General features: G+C 55.7%; 15 protein-coding genes. 8 read left to right on the top strand and 7 right to left on the bottom strand.

The genetic code is table 11. From position 1 onward, the window contains the following. Window positions 1-28: 28 nt before the first annotated feature. Both glgA and glgP read left to right on the top strand, forming a co-directional pair. Window positions 29-1,462, top strand: coding sequence for a glycogen synthase GlgA (gene glgA, locus Y71_RS01615; RefSeq protein ID WP_007369723.1), 1,434 nt, complete (start codon window positions 29-31; stop codon window positions 1,460-1,462). A gap of 19 nt (window positions 1,463-1,481) precedes the next feature. Beyond that, the gene (gene glgP, locus Y71_RS01620; protein WP_007369724.1) at window positions 1,482-3,929 is read left to right on the top strand and encodes a glycogen phosphorylase; all 2,448 of its coding nucleotides are present in this window, start codon (window positions 1,482-1,484) and stop codon (window positions 3,927-3,929) included. A gap of 90 nt (window positions 3,930-4,019) precedes the next feature. Here the strand turns inward: glgP and glpD are convergent, their stop codons facing one another. Further along, window positions 4,020-5,525: a glycerol-3-phosphate dehydrogenase gene (glpD, locus tag Y71_RS01625; protein ID WP_007369725.1), complete on the bottom strand. Its 1,506-nt coding sequence runs from the start codon at window positions 5,523-5,525 to the stop codon at window positions 4,020-4,022. Window positions 5,526-5,714: 189 nt separating this feature from the next. Here glpD and glpE point away from each other — a divergent pair, with 189 nt between their 5' ends. Genes glpE through Y71_RS01640 form a run of 3 tightly spaced genes read left to right on the top strand, consistent with a single transcriptional unit; the run spans window position 5,715 to window position 7,708 of the window. Then, the gene (gene glpE, locus Y71_RS01630; protein WP_007369726.1) at window positions 5,715-6,044 is read left to right on the top strand and encodes a thiosulfate sulfurtransferase GlpE; all 330 of its coding nucleotides are present in this window, start codon (window positions 5,715-5,717) and stop codon (window positions 6,042-6,044) included. Window positions 6,045-6,101: 57 nt separating this feature from the next. After that, window positions 6,102-6,932, top strand: a complete 831-nt coding sequence (gene glpG, locus Y71_RS01635; RefSeq protein ID WP_007369727.1) for a rhomboid family intramembrane serine protease GlpG — start codon at window positions 6,102-6,104, stop codon at window positions 6,930-6,932. A gap of 17 nt (window positions 6,933-6,949) precedes the next feature. After that, complete coding sequence (locus tag Y71_RS01640) at window positions 6,950-7,708, top strand: DeoR/GlpR family transcriptional regulator (protein WP_007369728.1); 759 nt, start codon at window positions 6,950-6,952, stop codon at window positions 7,706-7,708. On the opposite strand, the gene malT is transcribed toward Y71_RS01640, so the two are convergent. Continuing rightward, on the bottom strand, window positions 7,709-10,414 hold the full coding sequence (malT, locus tag Y71_RS01645; protein WP_007369729.1) for an HTH-type transcriptional regulator MalT: 2,706 nt from the start codon (window positions 10,412-10,414) through the stop codon (window positions 7,709-7,711). A gap of 582 nt (window positions 10,415-10,996) precedes the next feature. Between malT and malP the strand changes: the two genes are divergently transcribed. Further along, window positions 10,997-13,390, top strand: coding sequence for a maltodextrin phosphorylase (gene malP, locus Y71_RS01650; RefSeq protein WP_007369730.1), 2,394 nt, complete (start codon window positions 10,997-10,999; stop codon window positions 13,388-13,390). A gap of 9 nt (window positions 13,391-13,399) precedes the next feature. Further along, window positions 13,400-15,487: a 4-alpha-glucanotransferase gene (gene malQ / locus Y71_RS01655; protein ID WP_007369731.1), complete on the top strand. Its 2,088-nt coding sequence runs from the start codon at window positions 13,400-13,402 to the stop codon at window positions 15,485-15,487. A gap of 67 nt (window positions 15,488-15,554) precedes the next feature. Here malQ and gntT read toward each other — a convergent pair whose 3' ends face one another. The 3 genes from gntT to gntX all read right to left on the bottom strand — a co-directional run bounded on the left by gntT (window position 15,555) and on the right by gntX (window position 18,637). After that, a complete protein-coding gene (gntT, locus tag Y71_RS01660) occupies window positions 15,555-16,871 on the bottom strand; it encodes a gluconate transporter (RefSeq protein ID WP_007369732.1) in 1,317 nt (438 codons plus the stop codon). A gap of 457 nt (window positions 16,872-17,328) precedes the next feature. Continuing rightward, entirely contained in the window at window positions 17,329-17,904 is a 576-nt protein-coding gene (gene nfuA, locus Y71_RS01665) for a Fe-S biogenesis protein NfuA (RefSeq protein ID WP_007369733.1), read from the bottom strand. A gap of 58 nt (window positions 17,905-17,962) precedes the next feature. After that, the gene (gntX, locus tag Y71_RS01670; protein ID WP_035941996.1) at window positions 17,963-18,637 is read right to left on the bottom strand and encodes a DNA utilization protein GntX; all 675 of its coding nucleotides are present in this window, start codon (window positions 18,635-18,637) and stop codon (window positions 17,963-17,965) included. Between the two features lie 38 nt (window positions 18,638-18,675). On the opposite strand from gntX, the gene bioH reads away from it, so the two are divergent. Then, the gene (bioH, locus tag Y71_RS01675; protein WP_007369735.1) at window positions 18,676-19,446 is read left to right on the top strand and encodes a pimeloyl-ACP methyl ester esterase BioH; all 771 of its coding nucleotides are present in this window, start codon (window positions 18,676-18,678) and stop codon (window positions 19,444-19,446) included. A 33-nt stretch (window positions 19,447-19,479) separates the two neighbouring features. Here the strand turns inward: bioH and feoC are convergent, their stop codons facing one another. Together feoC and feoB are read right to left on the bottom strand one after the other, a co-directional pair. Next, the gene (gene feoC, locus Y71_RS01680) at window positions 19,480-19,719 is read right to left on the bottom strand and encodes a [Fe-S]-dependent transcriptional repressor FeoC (protein ID WP_007369736.1); all 240 of its coding nucleotides are present in this window, start codon (window positions 19,717-19,719) and stop codon (window positions 19,480-19,482) included. Window positions 19,720-19,730: 11 nt separating this feature from the next. After that, window positions 19,731-22,049, bottom strand: coding sequence for a Fe(2+) transporter permease subunit FeoB (gene feoB / locus Y71_RS01685; protein ID WP_007369737.1), 2,319 nt, complete (start codon window positions 22,047-22,049; stop codon window positions 19,731-19,733). Window positions 22,050-22,053: the final 4 nt, after the last annotated feature.

Here is a 22,053-nt window from a genome sequence, read left to right on the forward strand (position 1 = left end):
TGCCGTATGGATTTGAACAGGAGCGATAATGCAGGTTTTACATGTCTGTTCTGAAATGTTTCCGTTGCTGAAGACCGGAGGTCTGGCGGACGTTATTGGTGCATTGCCTGCGGCGCAAATCGCCGGTGGTGTTGATACACGCGTACTGTTGCCTGCATTCCCGGATATACGCCGCGGCGTGAGCGATGCTCAGGTGGTCTCCCGCCGGGAGACCTTTGCCGGGCCCATCACGTTGCTGTTTGGGCATTTCAATGGAGTAGGGATCTACCTGATCGACGCGCCGCATTTATATGCGCGCCCCGGCAGTCCTTATCACGATACCAATTTATTTGCCTATACTGACAACGTATTGCGTTTTGCGCTGCTCGGTTGGGTGGGCAGCGAGATGGCCACCGGACTGGATCCTTTCTGGCGTCCGGATGTGGTTCATGCGCACGACTGGCATGCGGGGCTGGCTCCGGCCTATCTGGCGGCGAAAGGGCACCCGGCAAAGTCGGTTTTTACCGTCCATAACCTTGCCTACCAGGGGATGTTTTTTGCCCATCATATGAATGACATCCAGTTGCCATTGTCATTCTTTAACATGCACGGGCTGGAGTTTAACGGACAGATTTCATTTCTGAAGGCGGGGCTGTATTACGCGGATCATATTACCGCCGTTAGCCCCACCTACGCCCGGGAGATCACCGAGCCGCAATATGCCTATGGCATGGAAGGATTACTGCGCCAGCGCCAGCAGGAGGGCCGCCTCAGCGGCATTCTGAATGGTGTGGATGAGAAGATTTGGGATCCGGCGACGGATCTGCTTCTCGGCGCGCGCTACACGCGGGATACGCTGGAAGAGAAAGCGGAGAACAAACGTCAGTTGCAAATCGCCATGGGGCTGAAGGTCAACGACAAAGTTCCGCTGTTCTCCGTGGTCAGCCGTCTGACCAGCCAGAAAGGGCTGGATTTGGTGCTGGAAGCTTTGCCAGGCCTGCTGGAACAGGGCGGCCAACTGGCGCTGCTGGGCGCGGGCGATCCGGTCTTGCAGGAAGGTTTCCTCGCGGCGGCGGCGGAGCATCCGGGTCAGGTTGGCGTACAGATTGGCTACCACGAAGCGTTCTCCCACCGCATTATGGGCGGCGCGGATGTCATTCTGGTGCCGAGCCGTTTTGAGCCGTGCGGCTTAACGCAGTTGTACGGTCTGAAGTACGGGACGTTGCCGCTGGTGCGGCGAACCGGCGGGCTGGCGGATACTGTTTCCGACAGTTCGCTGGAAAATCTGGCGGATGGCATCGCTACCGGTTTTGCTTTTGAAGACAGTAATGCCTGGTCGCTGTTAAGGGCGATCAGGCGTGCTTTCGTGTTGTGGTCCCGACCTTCGCTTTGGCGTTTTGTACAGCGCCAGGCGATGGCCATGGATTTTAGCTGGCAGGTCGCAGCGCAGTCTTATCGCGATCTTTATCTTCGGTTGAAATAGTTTTCCAGGAATCACTTATATGAATGCGCCATTTACTTATGCCTCACCGACGTTGAGCGTTGAGGCATTAAAACATTCGATTGCCTATAAACTGATGTTCACCATCGGTAAAGATCCAGCTATTGCTAACCGCCATGAATGGCTGAACGCCACGCTGTTCGCCGTGCGCGATCGTCTGGTGGAGCGCTGGCTGCGTTCCACCCGCGCGCAACTTTCCCAGGAAGTCCGCCAGGTCTACTACTTATCGATGGAGTTTCTGATTGGCCGCACGCTCTCCAACGCCATGCTTTCACTGGGTATTTATGACGACGTGAAAAACGCGCTGGAAGAGATGGGGCTCGATCTTGAAGAGCTGATTGATGAAGAGAACGACCCCGGCCTCGGTAATGGCGGCCTCGGGCGGCTGGCGGCCTGTTTCCTGGATTCGCTGGCGACGCTGGGCTTGCCCGGTCGCGGCTATGGCATCCGTTATGACTACGGAATGTTTAAGCAAAATATCGTCGACGGTCGGCAGAAGGAATCGCCGGATTACTGGCTGGAATACGGCAACCCGTGGGAATTCAAACGCCACAATACGCGCTATAAAGTGCGCTTTGGCGGGCGTGTTCAGCAGGAAGGCAAGCGGAGCCGTTGGGTGGAAACCGAGGAGATCCTCGCGGTAGCCTACGACCAGATCATTCCCGGCTACGACACCGATGCGACCAACACTCTACGCCTATGGAATGCGCAGGCCAGTAGCGAAATCAACCTCGGTAAATTTAACCAGGGCGACTACTTTGCGGCGGTGGAAGATAAAAACCACTCGGAAAACGTCTCCCGCGTGCTCTACCCGGATGACTCCACCTATTCCGGGCGTGAACTGCGTCTGCGGCAGGAGTATTTCCTCGTTTCAGCGACCGTGCAGGATATCCTCAGCCGCCACTATCAATTGCATCAAACCTTCAGCAATCTGGCGGATAAAATCGCCATTCACCTCAATGACACCCATCCGGTGCTGTCGATTCCGGAGCTTATGCGCCTGTTGATCGACGAACATAAATTCGAATGGGATGAAGCGTTTGAAGTCACCTGTCAGGTCTTCTCTTACACCAACCATACGTTGATGAGTGAAGCGCTGGAAACCTGGCCGGTGGATATGCTGGGCAAAATTTTGCCGCGTCATCTGCAAATCATTTTCGAAATTAATGATTATTTCCTGAAAACGTTGCAGGAGCAGTACCCGAACGACACCGCGCTGCTGAGCCGGACGTCGATCATTGACGAATCCAGCGGCCGCCGTGTGCGCATGGCATGGCTGGCAGTGGTGATCAGCCATAAAGTCAACGGCGTGTCTGAGCTGCACTCCAACTTGATGGTTCAGTCGCTGTTTGCCGATTTTGCTGCTATTTTCCCGATGCGTTTTCTCAACGTCACCAACGGCGTGACGCCGCGACGCTGGCTGGCGCTGGCCAACCCTTCACTTTCCGGCGTGCTGGATGAACATATTGGGCGTACATGGCGTACCGATCTCAGCCAGTTGAGCGAGCTGGAGCAGCATATTGATTATCCGCTGGTTAACCAGGCTGTGCGGCAGGCCAAGCTGGAGAACAAAAAGCGGCTGGCGGAGATCATTGCCCATCAGCTTAATGTGGTGGTGAATCCAAAAGCGCTGTTCGATGTGCAGATCAAGCGTATCCATGAATATAAACGTCAGTTGATGAACGTCCTGCATGTCATCACGCGTTACAACCGTATCAAAGAAGATCCCACCGCTCAGTGGGTGCCGCGCGTCAATATCTTCGCAGGGAAAGCCGCTTCGGCGTATTACATGGCGAAGCATATTATTCACCTGATCAACGATGTGGCGCAGGTGATCAATAACGATCCGCAAATCGGCGACAAACTGAAAGTGGTGTTTATCCCGAACTACAGCGTTAGCCTGGCGCAGGTGATCATTCCGGCGGCGGATCTGTCAGAGCAGATTTCCCTGGCGGGTACGGAAGCCTCCGGTACCAGTAATATGAAGTTCGCCCTTAACGGCGCGCTGACAATTGGTACGCTGGATGGCGCCAACGTTGAGATGCAGGAGCATGTCGGCGCGGAGAATATCTTTATCTTCGGCAATACGGCAGATGAAGTTGAGGCGCTGCGACGCAAAGGTTATTCGCCGCGCGAATACTACGAGAAAGATCAAGAACTGCATCAGGTGCTGACGCAAATCGCCACCGGGCAGTTCAGCCCGAACGAGCCCGGCCGCTATCGCGATCTGGTGGATTCGCTCATCAACTTTGGCGACCATTACCAGGTGTTGGCGGATTTCCGCAGTTATGTTGATTGCCAGGATAAGGTGGATGAGTTGTACCTCCATCCGGAAGAGTGGGCCACCAAAGCGATGCACAATATCGCCAATATGGGGTATTTCTCGTCGGATCGTACGATTCAGGAGTACGCCGAATATATCTGGCATATCGATCCGGTACGACTGTAACGATGCAGGCCCGGTAGCGTGATGCTTACCGGGCCTGCAAACATGCAGAACTCAGGCCGGATAAGGCGTAGCCTCCATCCGGCACAACCATTACGACGCCAGCGATAATTCCGCTTTGTTATGACGCGTTAACCACTGCGCCACGCGGGATTGCTCTTCGGCATTCAGCCACATTCCCAGCTTCGTTCGACGCCAGATCACATCATCAAGGCGGCGCGCCCATTCATGTTCAACCAGGTAACGCAGTTCGGCTTCATACAGCTCGTGACCGAAGTGTTCTCCCAAATCTTCAATGCGGGTGGCGTTTGCCAGCAGCAGTTCGCTGTTGCTGCCGTAGGTGCGGGCAAAATGGCGCGCCAGCGATTCGCTGATAAACGGATAGCGACGGCGCAGTTTCGCCGCGTAGTCGTCGCGATCGCCGCTGATATCGCCGCCTGGCAGTACGCAATTTTTTGTCCACGCCGGGCCAATGCCTTTGTAGTACGGCGTCAGTTTTTCCAGCGCATGCTCGGCAAGTTTGCGGTAGGTGGTCAGCTTGCCGCCGAACACCGACAGCAGCGGAGCCTGGCCGTTCTCATCATGAATATCCAGCGTATAGTCGCGGGTGATGGCCTGCGGCGAATCGGATTCGTCGTCGCACAGCGGGCGCACGCCGGAGTAAGTCCAGGCGATATCGTCGCGCGTGAGCTGTTTTTTAAAGTGCGCGTTATAGACTTTCAGCAGGTAGTTGATTTCGTTTTCATCGATCTCAACGTGTTTCGGATCGCCTTTGTACTCTACATCGGTGGTACCGATAATGGAGAACTCATCCATCCACGGAATAACAAAGACAATACGCTTGTCTTCGTTTTGCAGAATATAGGCCTGCTTCTGCGAGTGTACGCGCGGCACCACAATATGGCTGCCTTTGATCAGGCGGATACCGTACGGCGAAGGCAGATGCATACCGTCGTCAAAGAACTGTTTGACCCACGGACCGGTGGCGTTCACCAGACCGCGCGCCTTCCAGCTATATTTTTCTCCGGTGTCGATATCTTCCGCTTCAACAATCCACAGACCATTTTCACGGCGCGCGCTGGTGGCGCGGGTGCGGGTCAGTACTTTGCCGCCTTTACGCTCCACCATCTGCGCATTCGCCAGTACCAGACGCGCATCGTCCACCCAGCAGTCGGAATATTCGAAACCGCGCACGATTTCCGGTTTCAGCACCGATTCTGAGCCAAAACGCAAACCGGCTGAGGCCGGCAGGCTGGTGCGTTTTCCAAGGTGGTCGTACATAAACAGACCAATGCGGATCATCCACGCCGGACGCAGATGCGGGCGGTGCGGCAGACGAAAACGCATCGGGAAAGCGATATGCGGTGCCATTTTCAGCAGCACTTCGCGCTCGGCAAGCGCTTCGCTCACCAGGCGGAATTCGTAGTGTTCAAGGTAGCGCAAGCCACCGTGAATCAGTTTGGAGCTGTTGCTGGATGTCGCGCAGGCCAGATCCTGCGCTTCCAGCATCAGCACGGATAAACCACGCCCTGCGGCGTCTACCGCGATGCCGGCACCGTTGATGCCCCCGCCTATCACAATCAGATCTTTGGTTTCCATGCTGCCCTCACGCACTTTCGTTAAAGCTCATAAATGTTCGTTATCGCTCATGATAGCAAAGGAACGCGCTTTTGGTAACATCAAAAAAACAATTTAGAGTGATATGCATAACATAATGGCGTTTACCCGCCGTCACGACGTACACTTGACGGCAGAATAGCCATTTCCTGTGTCAATTAAGAGAACGTCATGGATCACTTTGAATGCATTAACGTAGAAGAAACCCATCAGAAATTGCATCAGCAGCAGGCGGTGCTGGTGGATATCCGCGATCCACAAAGCTTCGCGATGGGGCATACGCCGGGCGCATTCCATCTGACCAACGATACGCTGGGCGCGTTTATGCGCGACAACGACTTCGATACCCCGGTGATGGTGATGTGCTACCACGGCAATAGCAGCAAAGGTGCAGCGCAATACCTGCTCCAGCAGGGATACGATCAGGTCTACAGCGTTGACGGCGGTTTCGACGCCTGGCAACGTCATTTCCCGGCGGAAGTGGCGCACGGTACGCTTTAGGCATCCGTCCCGTGCCGCTATACTGTCTCTCTTTGTATGGATTAAGCGACGCCCGCCATGTTGATGATTACCTCTTTTACTAACCCTCGCGTCGCCCAGGCGTTTGTCGATTATATGCAGACCCAGGGCGTGATCCTCACCATTCAACATCACGAGCAAAGCGATATCTGGCTGGCAGATGAGAGCCAGACTGAGCGCGTCAAAAATGAATTGGCGCGCTTTATCGAAAATCCTGCCGACCCGCGTTATCTGGCGGCGAGCTGGCAATCCGGGCAGGTCGACAGCGGCCTGCGCTATCGTCGTTTTCCCCTGACGGCGGCTATTCGCGAACGCGGCGGGCCATTGACGCTACTGATGACCGCGCTCTGCGTGTTTGTCTTCGTGGTGATGAGCGTGATTGGCGATCAAACCGTGATGATGTGGCTCGCCTGGCCGTGGGATGCCAGCGTACAGTTTGAGATCTGGCGTTACTTCACTCACGCAATAATGCATTTTTCGCTGGTGCACATCCTCTTCAACCTGTTCTGGTGGTGGTATCTTGGCGGAGCGGTGGAAAAGCGTCTCGGCACCGGCAAACTGGTGGTCATTACCCTGATTAGCGCCTTATTAAGCGGTTTTGTGCAGCACCAACTTACCGGCCCGTGGTTTGGCGGTTTATCCGGCGTGGTGTATGCGCTGATTGGTTATGTCTGGCTGCACGGTGTACGCGATCCGATTCCTCAGGTGGCGTTACCGAATGGGCTGTTTATTTTTACGGTCGCGCTGATGGTCGCCGAGTGGTTCGGCGCTATGGGCTTTGAGATTGCTACCGGTGCGCACACGGCTGGCATGGTGATTGGGCTGGCGATGGCGCTGGTGGACACGCAGAATGTGCGGAAACGAACATAATTATCCAGGGACATTTCATGAAACAAACACAGCGTCATGACGCGATTATTGAACTGGTTAAACAACAAGGATATGTCAGTACCGAAGAGCTGGTTGAACAATTTTCCGTCAGCCCGCAGACCATTCGCCGCGATCTGAATGACCTCGCGGATCAAAACAAAATCTTGCGTCACCACGGCGGCGCGGCGCTGCCTTCGAGTTCGGTGAACACCTCCTGGCACGATCGCAAATCAACGCTGACGGCGGAAAAAGAGCGCATTGCCCGCAAGGTAGCAGAACAGATCCCGAACGGTGCAACACTGTTTATCGATATTGGCACCACGCCGGAAGCCGTCGCCCATGCGCTGCTGGAACACAGCGATCTGCGCATTGTGACCAACAACCTGAACGTCGCGAATACTCTGATGAAGAAAGAGGATTTCCGCGTGATCCTCGCGGGCGGCGAACTGCGCAGCCGCGACGGCGGCATTGTTGGTGAGGCGACCCTCGATTTTATCTCTCAGTTCCGCCTCGATTTCGGCATCCTCGGTATTAGCGGGATTGATGCGGACGGCTCGCTGCTGGAGTTCGACTACCACGAAGTGCGCACCAAACGCGCGATCATTGAAAACTCGCGTCACGTCATGCTGGTGGTGGATCACTCGAAATTTGGCCGTAACGCGATGGTGAATATGGGCAGCATTGGCCTTGTGGATGCGGTGTATACCGATGCCATGCCGCCTGCCGGGGTATTACAGGTGATCAACCACAACAATGTGCAACTGGAGCTGTGCTAATTACACGCCGTAGCCCATCATTTTTAGCAGCCGCTGTGCGTGTTGCACGGCATCCTGACGATGGGCGACGCCCAGTTTCTGATAAAGATTGCGGATGTGAGTTTTAATGGTCGTCGCGGCAACATCCAGCTCGCCTGCAATCTGTTCATTGCTGTAGCCAGAGTAGATCAGCCCCAGCACCTGCCACTCGCGCTGGGTCAGCGGGCTGGTGCGGATAAGCTCCGGCACATCCGGGTGCGTCAGTAGGCGTTCGACGAAATTCTCATCGAAATGCGCAAACTTATGCCGGTGATGCTGGTTGATGTCGCGCAAAATACGCTGGGCGCGATGCTGTTCGAGCTCCGGCAGCGTATTCAACTGGATCAACTGGCGCAACTGCTGCGCCATCGCTTCGCCTTCAATCACAAAATGACTGATAAATCCGGTGCGGTTAGCCAGTTGCAGCGCTTCCAGCAGCACGCGCTGCGCGTCGTTTTTGCGCCCGGCCTGCCAGTAAAGCTGGTTGAGCAGCAACAAATTGCGGTTGATGTCGCTCATCAAACGCAGGCTGCGCGCGTTTTCATTTAACTCTTCCAGCACCATCTCTGCGGGATCAAACTCGCCCAGCAGGATCTGCGCACGGGCGATGTTGCGCCACTGGCTCTGCAGGAAATGGTTATTGGCAAACTCCGGTTTTGGCGTCAGGCGCAGCCACTGCGCGGCGGCCTTTTTGTCGCCGGTCATCTGCCAGTAGATCACCCGTACTTTATCGGCATTCGACACCCAGTCGCTGTGGTATTGACCGTTGCCGAGCAGATTCTCCAGGCGGTTCAAATGGCTGCGGGCATTATCCAGATCGCCGCGTGCCAGCGAGTTTTGCACCAGCAGCGCCAGACATTGCAACTGCTGCTGCGGCTGCATGGCAGAGAGCACTTCCATCCCCTGGCGCGCCGCCGCTTCGGACTCATCAAGCCGCGCCCACGCCCACAGTAACTGGGCGCGAATGCGCAGCAAAAATTCATGCATCGGCAGTTGCTCAAGGTGCTGCTCGCGGATCAGCGTAAAGGCTTTTTCCTGTGTCTCCCAGGCCGCCTGCAGAAACCCCTGCGCGAACAGGATTTCGCTTTGCTGGATCAAGCTCCACAGCGCGTAGTGCCAGACATCGTGACGACGCGCCATCTGTTCAGTTTGCTGCATCACCGACAGCGAACTGGTCAGTTCGCCTTTGCAGTGCAGCACTTCACCATGAACAGAGGTCGCCACGATACGGCTGTAATAGTTCGCCAGCGGCAACTCGTCGAGCGCCACCATCGCCAGCCGCTCTGCTTCCACCGGATCGCCATCATTAATCGCTACCTGGGCGCGCAGGGCGTTGAAATCACCGTGCAACGAGGCGTCCATTTGTGTGGTCATCTCCTGCTCGGCGCGTGCCAGCAGCGTATTCACTTCGCTGTAGCGATGCTGGCTTTGCATCAGCCAGGCCTGCAACAGTACCAGACGTGGATTCTCCAGCAGGCTTTCCCACGGCAGCGCTTTCAGCGACTCTTCCAGCACGCTCAGCTCGCTGTGATTAAACAAACCCCAGGCGTGATGCAGCAGAATATCGCGCAGCATAATGCCGTCTCCGGCCGCCAGCGCGTGATGAATGGCTTCACTGGGGAAGCCTTGCGCCATCCAGCTTTCCGCTGCGGCGCGGTGAATATCCGGCAGCTCGGTTGCCAGTTCCCACTGACATCGCTGGCGCAGGAAATTGCCGAACAGCGGGTGGTAGCTGAACCATTCGCCGGAATCGTCCATACGTTGTAAAAACAGCCCCTGACGCTCAATCTCTTCGAGCCGCATTTGCCCATTCTCTTCACCGGTCACGCGGACGATCAGCGCGTCGTTCATCGAGCGCAGCAGGGCGCTTTTCAGCAGGAACTTACGCGTGTCGATATCGACATTATCCAGCACTTCATCCACCAGATAATCGGAGAGATGGCTGGCATTAATGCCGGAAAGGCGGCGTGCGGACTGATGCGGTGCGCTGTGGTTTTGCCGAGCGGAGAGGGCGATAAGCTGCAGCGCTGTCGCCCAGCCGGCAACGTCGTCGCACAGGCGGCTGCTTTCCGCTGCTTCAATCGGCGAGGTCAGGCGGCAGTCAAAAAATTGTTTTGCTTCCTGATGGGTAAAGGCGAGTTGCTGGCTACCCACTTCCAGCAGTTGTTCACGTACGCGCAGGTTGGCTATACCTAACTGCGGCAAATTACGTGACAGCACAATCAGCGTCAGGTTTTCCGGCTGATGGCGTAAAAAGAACCGCATTGCATCATGGATCACCGGGTTGGTGATCAGATGATAATCGTCGATGACCAGAAACAGCGGACGTTGCCACTCCATCAATTCAACGAACAACTGGGAAAAGAGTGACGGCAGGCTGGCGTACTGGCGTTTTTGCGCCATCGCCTCGCTGCGGGCGCAATGCCCGCCCGTCGCCTGCTGAACCGCAGCGATAAAGTAGCTGGCAAAACGTTCCTGCTGGTTATCACCTTCATCCAGAGAGAACCAGCCGACATCATTTTTTCCGGCTGCCCATTGCGAAATGAGCGTGGTTTTTCCGTAACCCGCAGGGCTGGTCACCAGCGCAAGGCGATAATTGTTAGCGCCGGAAAGTTTAGCCAGCAGGCGTTCCCGAACCACGGTGTGGTCGAGACGAACCGGGCGACTTAATTTTGACGGAATCAACATAGTTATCACTTCACTGTGCGAAAACGGAGGGGGTGATTTTTTTTGCGCTTCGTAATTAATACTAATAAGGTCGGTCAGATGAAGAAATATTGCAAGTTATGTCCAGATCTAACGATTGTGAATTTGCACTATGTCACATTTCTATTTATTTCATGAATAGTTAAGGACAAAAAAGGGGAAAAATAGCCGGGGCACGGCTGGCGCGCTGCGCATGGCAGAAGGCTTAATAGCTATACATGTAGTAAGGGTTTGTTCGCATTATTAACCGGCATATCAGACAAAACGCACAAATAGCAAAAATTGATTAGTGATAGTGCAGTGAATATTATTTTTTCTGCTTTTAACGCGTTACTAAAATTAATTTCCTCCGAAACGATATTTCATTTTTACTGAACAATTTCCAGTCAATTTGATTGAATAACGTGCGAAAAAAACGCTACCTTTAGGTGGCGGCGATCACACTTTTTGCTCATCCCCGCTGCTCCTCCCCGGCTAATCCCTGGCAGGATGAGGAAGTCATAAACCGAGCCAGGCACACTAACGCAAACGTCGATTTACTTCATTACAGGACCCGGATTCTTTATGTCAAAGCCAACGTTTAATAAAGCGGAATTTGCAGCGGCGCTCACGCGCCAGCAGCAGCGTTTAGGGATTCAGGTTGCCGGTGACATGACAACCCGACAGTGGTGGCAAGCGGTGAGCGGTGCGCTGGCAGAACTGCTGGCGGCGCAGCCCGCGCCGAAAGCGGCGAAAGGGCAGCGCCACGTTAACTATATCTCAATGGAATTTCTGATTGGCCGCCTGACGGGCAATAACCTGTTGAACCTGGGCTGGTATCAGGATGTTGGCGCGGTATTGCAGGAACACAACATCAACCTGACCGACCTGCTGGAAGAGGAGATCGATCCGGCGCTGGGTAACGGCGGTCTGGGGCGTCTGGCGGCCTGTTTCCTTGACTCGATGGCGACGGTTGGCCAGTCGGCGACCGGCTACGGCCTGAATTATCAGTACGGCCTGTTCCGCCAGTCTTTTGTTGATGGGCAACAGCATGAAGCCCCGGACGACTGGCATCGCCGCAGCTACCCGTGGTTCAGCCATAACGAGCAGTTAGATGTGCAAGTGGGGATTGGCGGCAAAGTGAGCAAATCCGGACAGTGGCAGCCCGCTTTTACGCTGATTGGCGAAGCCTGGGATTTACCGGTTATTGGCTACCGTAACGGCGTGACGCAGCCGCTGCGTTTATGGCAGGCAACACATGCTCATCCCTTTAATCTGACCAAATTCAACGACGGTGATTTTTTGCGCGCCGAGCAAACCGGGATCGACGCGGAAAAGCTGACGAAAGTACTCTACCCGAACGACAACCACCAGGCCGGGAAAAAGCTGCGTTTGATGCAGCAATACTTCCAGTGCGCCTGTTCAATTGCCGATATTCTGCGTCGTCACCATCTGGCAGGCCGCAAACTGGCGCAGTTGCCGGATTTCGAAGTGATCCAGCTTAACGACACGCACCCGACTATCGCCATTCCGGAACTGCTGCGCGTGCTGCTCGATGAACACCAGCTAAGCTGGGACGATGCCTGGGCGATCACCAGCCGGACGTTTGCCTATACCAACCATACGCTGATGCCGGAAGCGCTGGAGTGCTGGGATGAAACGTTAGTCAAAGCGCTACTGCCGCGGCACATGCAAATCATCAAACAGATCAACGACAAATTTAAGCTGCTGGTCGAGAAAACCTGGCCGGGCGACGACGCAGTATGGGCAAAACTGGCGGTGGTGCATCACAAACAAGTACGCATGGCGAACCTTTGCGTGGTGGGCGGATTTGCGGTTAACGGCGTGGCGGCGCTGCATTCGGATCTGGTGGTCAAGGATCTGTTCCCGGAATATCACCAGCTCTGGCCGGGCAAATTCCATAACGTCACCAATGGCATCACGCCGCGTCGCTGGATCAAACAGTGCAACCCGCTACTGGCCGCGCTGCTCGACAAGACGTTGAAAAAAGAGTGGGCCAACGATCTCGATCAGTTGATCAATCTGGAGAAGTACGCCGACGACGCGGCATTCCGCAAGCAGTATCGCGAGATTAAACAGCAGAACAAAGTGCGACTGGCGGCGTTTGTCAAAGCCCGTACCGGTATTGAGATCAATCCGCAGGCGTTATTCGATATCCAGATCAAACGTCTGCATGAATACAAACGTCAGCATCTGGGGCTGCTGCACATTCTCGCCCTGTACAAAGAAATTCGCGAAAACCCGAAAGCCGACCGCGTGCCGCGTGTCTTCCTGTTTGGCGCCAAAGCTGCGCCGGGCTACTACCTTGCGAAAAACATTATCTTTGCCATCAATAAAGTGGCGGAAGTGATTAACAACGATGCGAAGGTCGGCGACAAGCTGAAAGTGGTATTCCTGCCGGATTACTGTGTCTCGGCAGCGGAGAAGCTGATCCCGGCGGCGGATGTATCTGAGCAGATCTCCACGGCGGGCAAAGAAGCTTCCGGTACCGGCAACATGAAGCTGGCGCTGAATGGCGCGCTGACGGTCGGTACGCTGGACGGCGCGAACGTTGAAATTGCCGAACAGGTTGGCGAAGAGAATATCTTTATCTTCGGCCACACGGTGGAGCAGGTGAAAGCGCTAAAAGCCAAAGGCTACGATCCGCTGAAATGGCGTAAAAAAGACAAGCTGCTGGATGCGGTGCTGAAGGAGCTTGAAAGCGGGAAGTACAGCGACGGGGATAAACATGCTTTTGACCAGATGCTGCACAGCATTGGCAAACAGGGGGGAGATCCTTATCTGGTGCTGGCGGACTTTGCGGCCTATGTGGAGGCGCAAAAGCAGGTGGATGTGCTCTATCGCGACCAGGAAGCCTGGACCCGTGCGGCGATCCTGAACACGGCGCGCTGCGGTATGTTTAGTTCTGACCGCTCAATCCGCGATTATCAAACCCGCATCTGGCAGGCAAAACGCTAAGGAAGCGCGATGGAGAGTAAACGTCTGGAACAGGCCGCACTGGCGGCGGGGATCAGCCCAAACTACATCAATGCGCACGGTAAACCGCAGTCCATTACGGCGCAGACAAAACAGCGTTTGCTGGCGGCAATGCACGCCGCAAACGCAACGGCGCTCAGCGTACCGCCGGTTCCTGCCGTGCAGGTGTTTATTCACGGCAAAAAGAAAACGTTGCCGGTGGCAGGCAAAGGGAGTTTCCAGTGGCAACTGGTCACAGAAGCTGGCAAGCAGTACCAGGGTCAGGTAAACGGCGGAGAAAATCTGCCGTTGCCAGGCGGTCTGGCGCTGGGCTATCACATGCTGACGCTGGAACAGCAGAAGCAGCGCTGGCAGTGCCGGTTGATCATCGCGCCTGCCCGCTGCTATGAACCTCAGGCTCTGCTGGAAGGAAAAAAGTTGTGGGGCGCCTGTGTGCAGCTCTACACCCTGCGTTCAAATGATAACTGGGGGATAGGGGATTTCGGCGACCTGAAAAAGATGCTCGGCGATGTGGCGCAGCGCGGCGGGGCATTTATTGGCCTCAACCCGATCCACGCGCTCTACCCGGCAAATCCGGAGAGCGCCAGCCCCTATAGCCCTTCATCACGGCGCTGGCTGAATATTATCTACATCGACGTTAACGCAGTGGCGGATTTCCGCGACAGCGAAGAGGCGCAGGCGTGGTGGCAACTTCCCACTACTCAACAAACCTTGCGCGCCGCGCGCGATGCGGAGTGGGTGGATTACGCCTCGGTGACGGCGCTGAAGCTGGCGGCGCTGAGCCTTGCATGGCGGCGTTTCCGCCAGCGTGCGGACGATGACGCGCAGCAAGCCGCTTTCCGCCGCTTTGTTGAGCAGCAGGGTGAAAGCCTCTACTGGCAGGCTGCATTTGACGCGCTGCATGCGAATCAGATGAAAGAAGATGCGCTGCGCTGGGGCTGGCCGGTATGGCCGGAAGGGTATCAATCTACCCGCAGCCCGCAGGTGAAAGCCTTCTGCAAGGCGCATGCTGACGAGGTCGATTTTTATCTCTGGTTGCAGTGGCTGGCTTACACCCAGTTTGCTGAGTGCTGGGAAACCAGCCAGTACAATGGGATGCCCATCGGCCTCTACCGCGACCTGGCGGTCGGTGTGGCGGAAGGTGGCGCAGAAACCTGGTGCGATCGCGAGTTGTACTGTCTGAAAGCTTCCGTCGGCGCGCCGCCGGATATTCTGGGGCCGCTCGGGCAAAATTGGGGGCTGCCGCCCATGGATCCGCACGTGATGCGGGCGCGCGCCTATGCGCCATTTATCGATCTGCTGCGTGCCAATATGACCAGCTGCGGCGCGTTACGTATCGACCATGTTATGTCGATGCTGCGTCTGTGGTGGATCCCGTACGGCGAAACGGCGGATCACGGCGCTTACGTGCAGTATCCGGTGGATGACCTGCTGGCCATTCTGGCGCTGGAAAGCCAGCGGCATCAGTGCATGGTGATTGGCGAAGATCTGGGAACTGTACCGGTAGAGATTGTCGGCAAGCTGCGCAGCAGCGGCGTCTACTCCTACAAAGTGCTCTACTTCGAAAACGATCATCAGAAAAACTTCCGCGCGCCGCAGGCCTGGCCGCAGCAGTCGATGGCGGTAGCGACGACGCACGATCTTCCGACCCTGCGCGGTTACTGGGAGAGCGGCGATTTAACCCTCGGCAAAACGCTGGGGTTATATCCCGACGAAGAGGTACTGCGCGGTTTGTATCAGGATCGCGAGCGGGCGAAGCAGGGGCTGCTGGATGCGCTGCATCAGCACGGTTGCCTGCCGAAACGCGCTGGTCATAAAGCGTCGCGCATGCCGATGACAGCGATCCTCAATCGCGGTATGCAACGCTATATTGCCGACAGCAACAGCGCATTACTGGGGTTGCAGCCGGAAGACTGGCTGGACATGCCGGGGCCGGTGAACATTCCGGGCACCAGTTATCAGTACAAAAACTGGCGACGTAAGCTGTCGGTGTCGCTGGAAGCGATGTTTAGTGATGAGAAGGTTAACAAGCTGATTAAAGATCTCGACCGTCGGCGCAAAGCCGGAAGAAAACGTTAATAAAAAAGCCCGGATATCCGGGCTTTTTGTTGTCCTGTAAGCGTTAGCGCCACCGGGCAATTGAAAATCAGACCACCATTCCCAGCAGCAGACAACCCACCAGGCCGCACACCGAGATAATGGTTTCCAGTGCCGACCATGAACGCATGGTCTCACCGATGGTCAGGTTGAAATACTCTTTGAACAGCCAGAAGCCCGGATCGTTAACGTGAGAGAAAATCACGCTACCGGAGCCAACGGCAATCACCATTAGTTCCGGGCTGACGCCGGTGGTGGCAATCAGCGGCGCGGCAATACCGCCTGCGGTAATCGCCGCAACGGTTGCGGAACCCAGCGCAATACGCAGTACCGCAGCAATCGACCAGGCCATAAACAGTGGAGAGAGGTTAGTGGCATGCATCATGGAAGCGATGTATTTATCCACGCCGCTATCAACCAGCACCTGTTTGAATGCGCCGCCGCCGCCGATGATCAACAGCATCATGGCGATGATTTTGATGGATGAAGTCAGCGTGTCATTGATGTCATCCATAGAACGGCCGCGGTTCAGACCGAAAGTGAACACCGCAATCAGTACCGCGATCATGGTTGCCATTACCGGGTCGCCGAAGAACTCTGCATAAGGCAGAATCGCATGGCCTTTCGGCAGCAGCATTTCCGCGACCGCGCGCAGCGCCATCAGAATCACTGGCACCAGGGAAGTCCAGACGCTGACGCCGAAACCTGGCATCTCTTCTTCGGTAAAGGTTTTGGAGTTGTAAAGACCTTCCGGGATCGGCTTATCAATGCTTTTCAGGAAACGCGCATAGACCGGGCCTGCGAGGATCACGGTCGGAATACCGAGCAGCGTACCGTACAGCAGTGTTTTACCCATATCCGCGTGGAAGATGGTGGCGATAGCTGTCGGGCCCGGGTGCGGCGGCAGGAAGCCGTGTGTCACAGAGAGGGCTGCCGCCATCGGTACGCCAACATACAGCAGCGGAATGCGTGCAGAGGCGGCGATAGTAAATACCAGCGGCAGCAACAGCACGAAACCGACTTCATAGAACAGCGCGAAACCGACGGTGAAACCGGTCAGCACAACGGCCCATTGAATATGTTTACGACCGAACTTTTCGATAAGCGTAGTGGCGATGCGCTGTGCGCCGCCGCAGTCTGCCAGCAGTTTGCCGAGCATGGCGCCAAAGCCCATGATCAGCGCAAGACTGCCCAACGTACCGCCCACGCCCGCTTTAATCGATTTGATAACGGCATCCAGTGGCATGCCCTGCATCATCCCGACGGCGAGCGCCACCAGAATCAGAGCGATAAATCCGTTGAGTTTGAAACGGATCATTAACAGGAGTAAGAGGACAACACCGATAGCGACAATGACTAATGGCATGATTTACCTGGCCTTTAATTTGTTATGGGTAACGTCAGTGTTTCTTGGCAGCCGCTAAAAGCTCCCGAACCGGGAAGGGCGAACTGCGGCACCATTACGGCTGGACATCCATTGCTAAAAATTGTAGTCGGATGTTTTTATCTTGTTGGTGCTGGCTGGAATGATACGGGTAACATCTGTGAAAAGAGAATCACCCTGCCGATCTAAATGTGAGATCTGAGACCTGTGTCATATTAACGCCGGGAAACTAGTTTGCTTTAAAGGGCAGGAAACGCGCGCAAAGATACGGGTAACGTCTTGAGATGACAGGCACAAAAGGGATAGCGGGCGCAGGGAAGATCTTGCGAATACAACAATGACCGGAGATTAACGGGCGGGTCAGCCGGGAATGAAAACGGGCAGGTGAAACAGGCCCGGCATGCTGTTACGCCACCGGGCAATGCTCTGCGGAACAGGCTTAGTAGTAGGAGTGCTCGCCGCGCTGGTGCTCAGTGAGATCGCGCACGCCTTTCAGTTCCGGGAATTCAGTCAGCAGTTGCTTCTCGATCCCTTCTTTCAGCGTTACGTCGACCATGGAGCAACCGTTACAGCCGCCGCCAAATTGCAGAATGGCGTAGCCTTCATCGGTGATCTCCATCAGCGTCACGCGGCCGCCGTGGCCAGCCAGCTGCGGGTTGATTTGCGATTGCAGCAGGTACTCAACGCGCTCCATCAGCGGCGCGTCGTCGGAAACTTTACGCATTTTAGCGTTTGGCGCTTTCAGCGTGAGCTGAGAACCTAATTGATCGGTTACAAAATCAATTTCCGCATCTTCCAGATACGGTGCGCTCAGTTCATCGACATAGGCAACCAGTTGTTCAAATTTCAGCGCGGTATCGGTCGCTTCAACTGCATCTGGCGGACAATAAGAGACGCCGCATTCAGCGTTTGGCGTGCCAGGGTTAATCACAAATACGCGAATTTGTGTCCCTTCTTCCTGATTTGCCAGCAGTTTGGAAAAGTGCGCCTGGGCAGCGTCGGAAATACGGATCATAGCAATGGCCTAATAGTTGACTATTTTACTTGGTTATAATACGCCCATCATCGAGGGTCTACAAGGTTCGACACAGGCACCAGACCTGAACAGTCGCTGCGCCGCTGCGCAAAAGCAGCCGGGAGATCTCCGCAACAGTACTGCCGGTCGTGACGACATCATCCACCAGAACGATATGGAGCCCGGCTATTGGCAATTCAAGGCGAAAAGCATTTTTCAGGTTCTGCCTGCGCAGCCTGGCGCTTAAATGATGCTGCACCGGCGTTGCCCGCAGACGCTTAAGCGCCACGCGCGAATAGCGGCACGACAGCCAGCGCGCCAGCGGTCGGCACAGCAAATCGCTTTGATTAAACCCGCGCCGCCACTGGCGTCGGGCATGCAGCGGAACGCTGAGGAGCAGGTCCGGTAACGGACGTTTACCGCGCTGTATCACCCTGAGCAGCAATAGCCGCGCCAGTGCGCTGGCAAGCTCCGGGCGAGGATGAAATTTAAACTGCTGTACCAGCGTACTGAGCGGCGGGGCGTAGCCACCCACAGAGATGAGCCGTTGCCAGGGCGGCGGTTTTTGCAGACAACGGCCGCAGGGCACATTTTCATGGGCAGCAGGTAAACCGCACAAAGGGCAAACTTTTCCCTGCGTTTGCATCGCGCGGGCGCAGCCCGAACAGATTCCCCAGTGGCTGAGCATTAACGGCATTCGGCATAGCCAGCACAAGCCCGGCACTGTTAGCATGTTCCACCTCCTTGTGTGAAGAAAGAGAACGATAGCGGATGAAAGACATCTGGTGGCAAACCAAAGGTGAAGGCGATTGTCATCTTGTGCTGTTGCACGGCTGGGGACTGAATGCCCAGGTATGGGATTGCATAACTCCGGAACTGAGTGCGCATTTTACGCTGCATCTGGTCGATTTGCCGGGCTACGGCAGAAGTACGGGATTTAGCCCTTTGTCGCTTGGGCAGATGGTTGATATTGTTCTGGCACAGGCGCCGGAACGGGCGATTTGGCTGGGCTGGAGCCTTGGCGGGCTGGTGGCCAGCCGCGTGGCGTTGAAGGCACCCGAGCGTGTAAGCGCGCTGGTGACGGTTGCTTCCTCGCCGTGCTTCAGCGCACAGGGCGAATGGGCGGGCATTAAACCCGAAGTGCTGGCCGGTTTTCAGCATCAGTTGAGTGAAGATTTTCAGCGTACCGTCGAGCGTTTTCTCGCGCTGCAAACGCTGGGAACGGAAACCGCAAGGCAGGACGCGCGTCAGCTAAAAAACGCAGTGTTGTCGCTGGAAATGCCTTCTGCTGAGGTGCTGAACGGCGGGCTGGAGATCCTGAAGACAGCGGATTTGCGCGAAGCATTATCATCGCTGACGCTGCCGTTTTTACGCCTCTACGGGCGGCTCGATGGGCTGGTGCCGCGCAAAATCGTGCCGGTGCTGGATGAGATGTGGCCTGCAAGCGAATCGATTGTGTTTGCAAAAGCAGCGCATGCGCCTTTTATCTCGCATCCGGTTGAATTCTGCGAAACCCTGCTGGCATTAAAAGCGAAGCTGTGAAAGCAGCCCGGTAGTGAGCTGCTTATCGGGCCTTCAGCACAGCGTCCACCACTCCTGCTGGCAGGCGCTTTTCCCTTCCGGACACTGTTTACAGCTACCGGTTAAACAACCGGTAGCATCTTCCTGAACACGCATCACTTTACCCATCGCTTCCATGCGACCCAGCATGGCATCAATCATCGCTCTGGGCGTGCGCAGCGTGCTGCTCAACTGCTGCGCATCCATTCTTCCCCGAAGCGCCAGCAGATCGCGAATCTCAAGTAATGATGCCATCGCTTCACTCCTTAATGGCAGTCGCCCGCCGGGCTGTCACAGCAACTGGCGACAGTTTTACGTGTAGCCAGCGTACTGATATCCACCCGGCTTCTGGCCCGGCGCAGCGCGCCAATGACCACCACGTTAAACAGGAGAACCGCCAGAATGCAGGTCAGGCTGTAGAGTGGATGCTGGTTAAAGGTGACACTTTGATAGAACAACGTTGCCAGTGAGTAGGCGATATTCAGCCCCCACAGCACCGAGAATCCCATCCAGCCGCGGCTCGATTCGCGGGCGATTGCGCCCATCGCGGTAATGCACGGCACGTAGAGCAGGACGAAAATCAGGTAGCTATAGGCGGCGGCCGCGCTGCCGAATTTCTGGCTCATTACGCCCATCGTACCCGTCGCCATTTCACCGTCGCCTTTACTGGCTTCGATTGGGTTGGCCAGCACGCTCAGGCTGAAGGTATCGCGCACGCTTTTCACGGTGTCTTCCAGCGCGGCAATCAGCTCGTCGCTCAGGCTGAATTCCGCCGGATTAAAGCCAGCTTGCTCAATATTTTCGGCGGTATAGAGCGTATTCAGTGTACCCACCACCACTTCTTTCGCCATCGCGCCAGTGACCAGGCCGACAGTGGCCTGCCAGTGATCGCCATGCACGCCAATCGGCTCCAGCAGCGGTGTAAATACCCGGCTGATCGACGCCAGCGCAGATTCATCGATTTTATGTACCGTCCGGCCATCCAGCGAGAAACTGTTCATTGCGCTGAGGAAAATGCTGACGATGATGATGACTTTACCCGCGCGGATCACAAAGCCTTTCAGGCGCTGCCAGGTTTGCAGCAGCAGGCTTTTCAGATGCGGTACGTGATAGACCGGAAGCTCCATCACGAACGGCGAGGCTTCACCGCGCAGCAGGGTAAATTTCAACATCAGCCCGGTGAGGATCGCCATTACAATCCCCAGCACGTAGAGTGAGAAGACGGTGATCGCACCATGCTGGCCGAAAAAAGCCGCCGAGAAGACAGCGAAAATGGCCAGACGTGCGCCGCAGGACATAAACGGCGCCATCATGATAGTAATTAACCGTTCACGCGGGGCATCCAGCGTACGGGCGCCCATCACTGACGGCACGTTGCAGCCGAAACCAACAATCAGCGGCACAAAGGATTTTCCTGGCAGCCCCAGCGATTGCATCAGCCGGTCCATCACAAAGGCCGCGCGCGCCATATAGCCGGAATCTTCAAGGAACGACATAAACAGGTACATCATGCCAAGCTGCGGCACCAGCGGCAGTACGGTATTCACCCCGCCGCCGAGCCCCTGAGCAAGGAAGATTGTCAGCCATTCCGGAAAGTGCAGCGTGGCACCCAGCCACTGAATGCCATGGATAAAAATCGCCACTGAACCGGCGTCGAAGATCGGCTGGAACGCACCACCAATGTTGATGGCGAACAGAAACATCAGATACATGACAAACAGAAAGATCGGCAGACCCAAAAAGCGGTTGATCACAATGCGGTCAACGGCGGCGGTAAACTGGCTCGGCTCGGCCGTTAACGTGTTGCTGACGGTGTCGCAGATGGCGGCAATCGACTGGTAACGCGCATCGGCAATATGCAGCGCCGGATCGTCCATCCCGTCTTTCAGACGGGAGAGTGCAGCGTCGAATTGCTGGTTGTTGATGCCCGAGTTCGCGCGGCTGTAGATATCACCCTCGAGTATTTGCAGACCCATCCAGCGGCGCTGCTGTTGCGGAAGCTCCTCCGGCATCTGCGCGGCCAGCGCGTCGGCTTCACGGGAAAGCGGTTGGGCGTAATGCACCAGTTCGATATTGTCATTGGCGCGATGACGATCCACCGCCAGCTTCAGCGCTTCAATACCGCGACCACGTGTGGATACCAGCGGGATAACCGGGCAGCCAAGGCGGGCTGAAAGGGCATCTACATCGATGCGCACTTTTTGTTTTTCAGCGATATCCAGCATGTTGAGCGCGATGATGCATGGTACGCCCAGTTCCAGCAGTTGGAGTGTCAGATAAAGATTGCGTTCAAGGTTCGAAGCATCCACCACGTTGATCAGCAGATCGGCATCGCCACTCAAAATGTAGTGACAGGCAATCTGCTCATCCAGCGATGTTTGCGCCGAAATGGTGGTCAGCGAATAGGTGCCAGGCAGGTCAACCAGCGTAACCTGGTGATCGGTTGTGGTGAAAAAGCCCTCTTTGCGCTCTACCGTTACGCCAGACCAGTTTCCCACCCGCTGGCGCGCTCCCGTTAACTGATTGAATAATGTCGTCTTGCCGGAATTAGGATTACCAATTAAACCAATGGTCAATTTTTTCATTTTA

The organism is Kosakonia radicincitans DSM 16656 (assembly GCF_000280495.2).
Lineage (GTDB): Bacteria > Pseudomonadota > Gammaproteobacteria > Enterobacterales > Enterobacteriaceae > Kosakonia > Kosakonia radicincitans.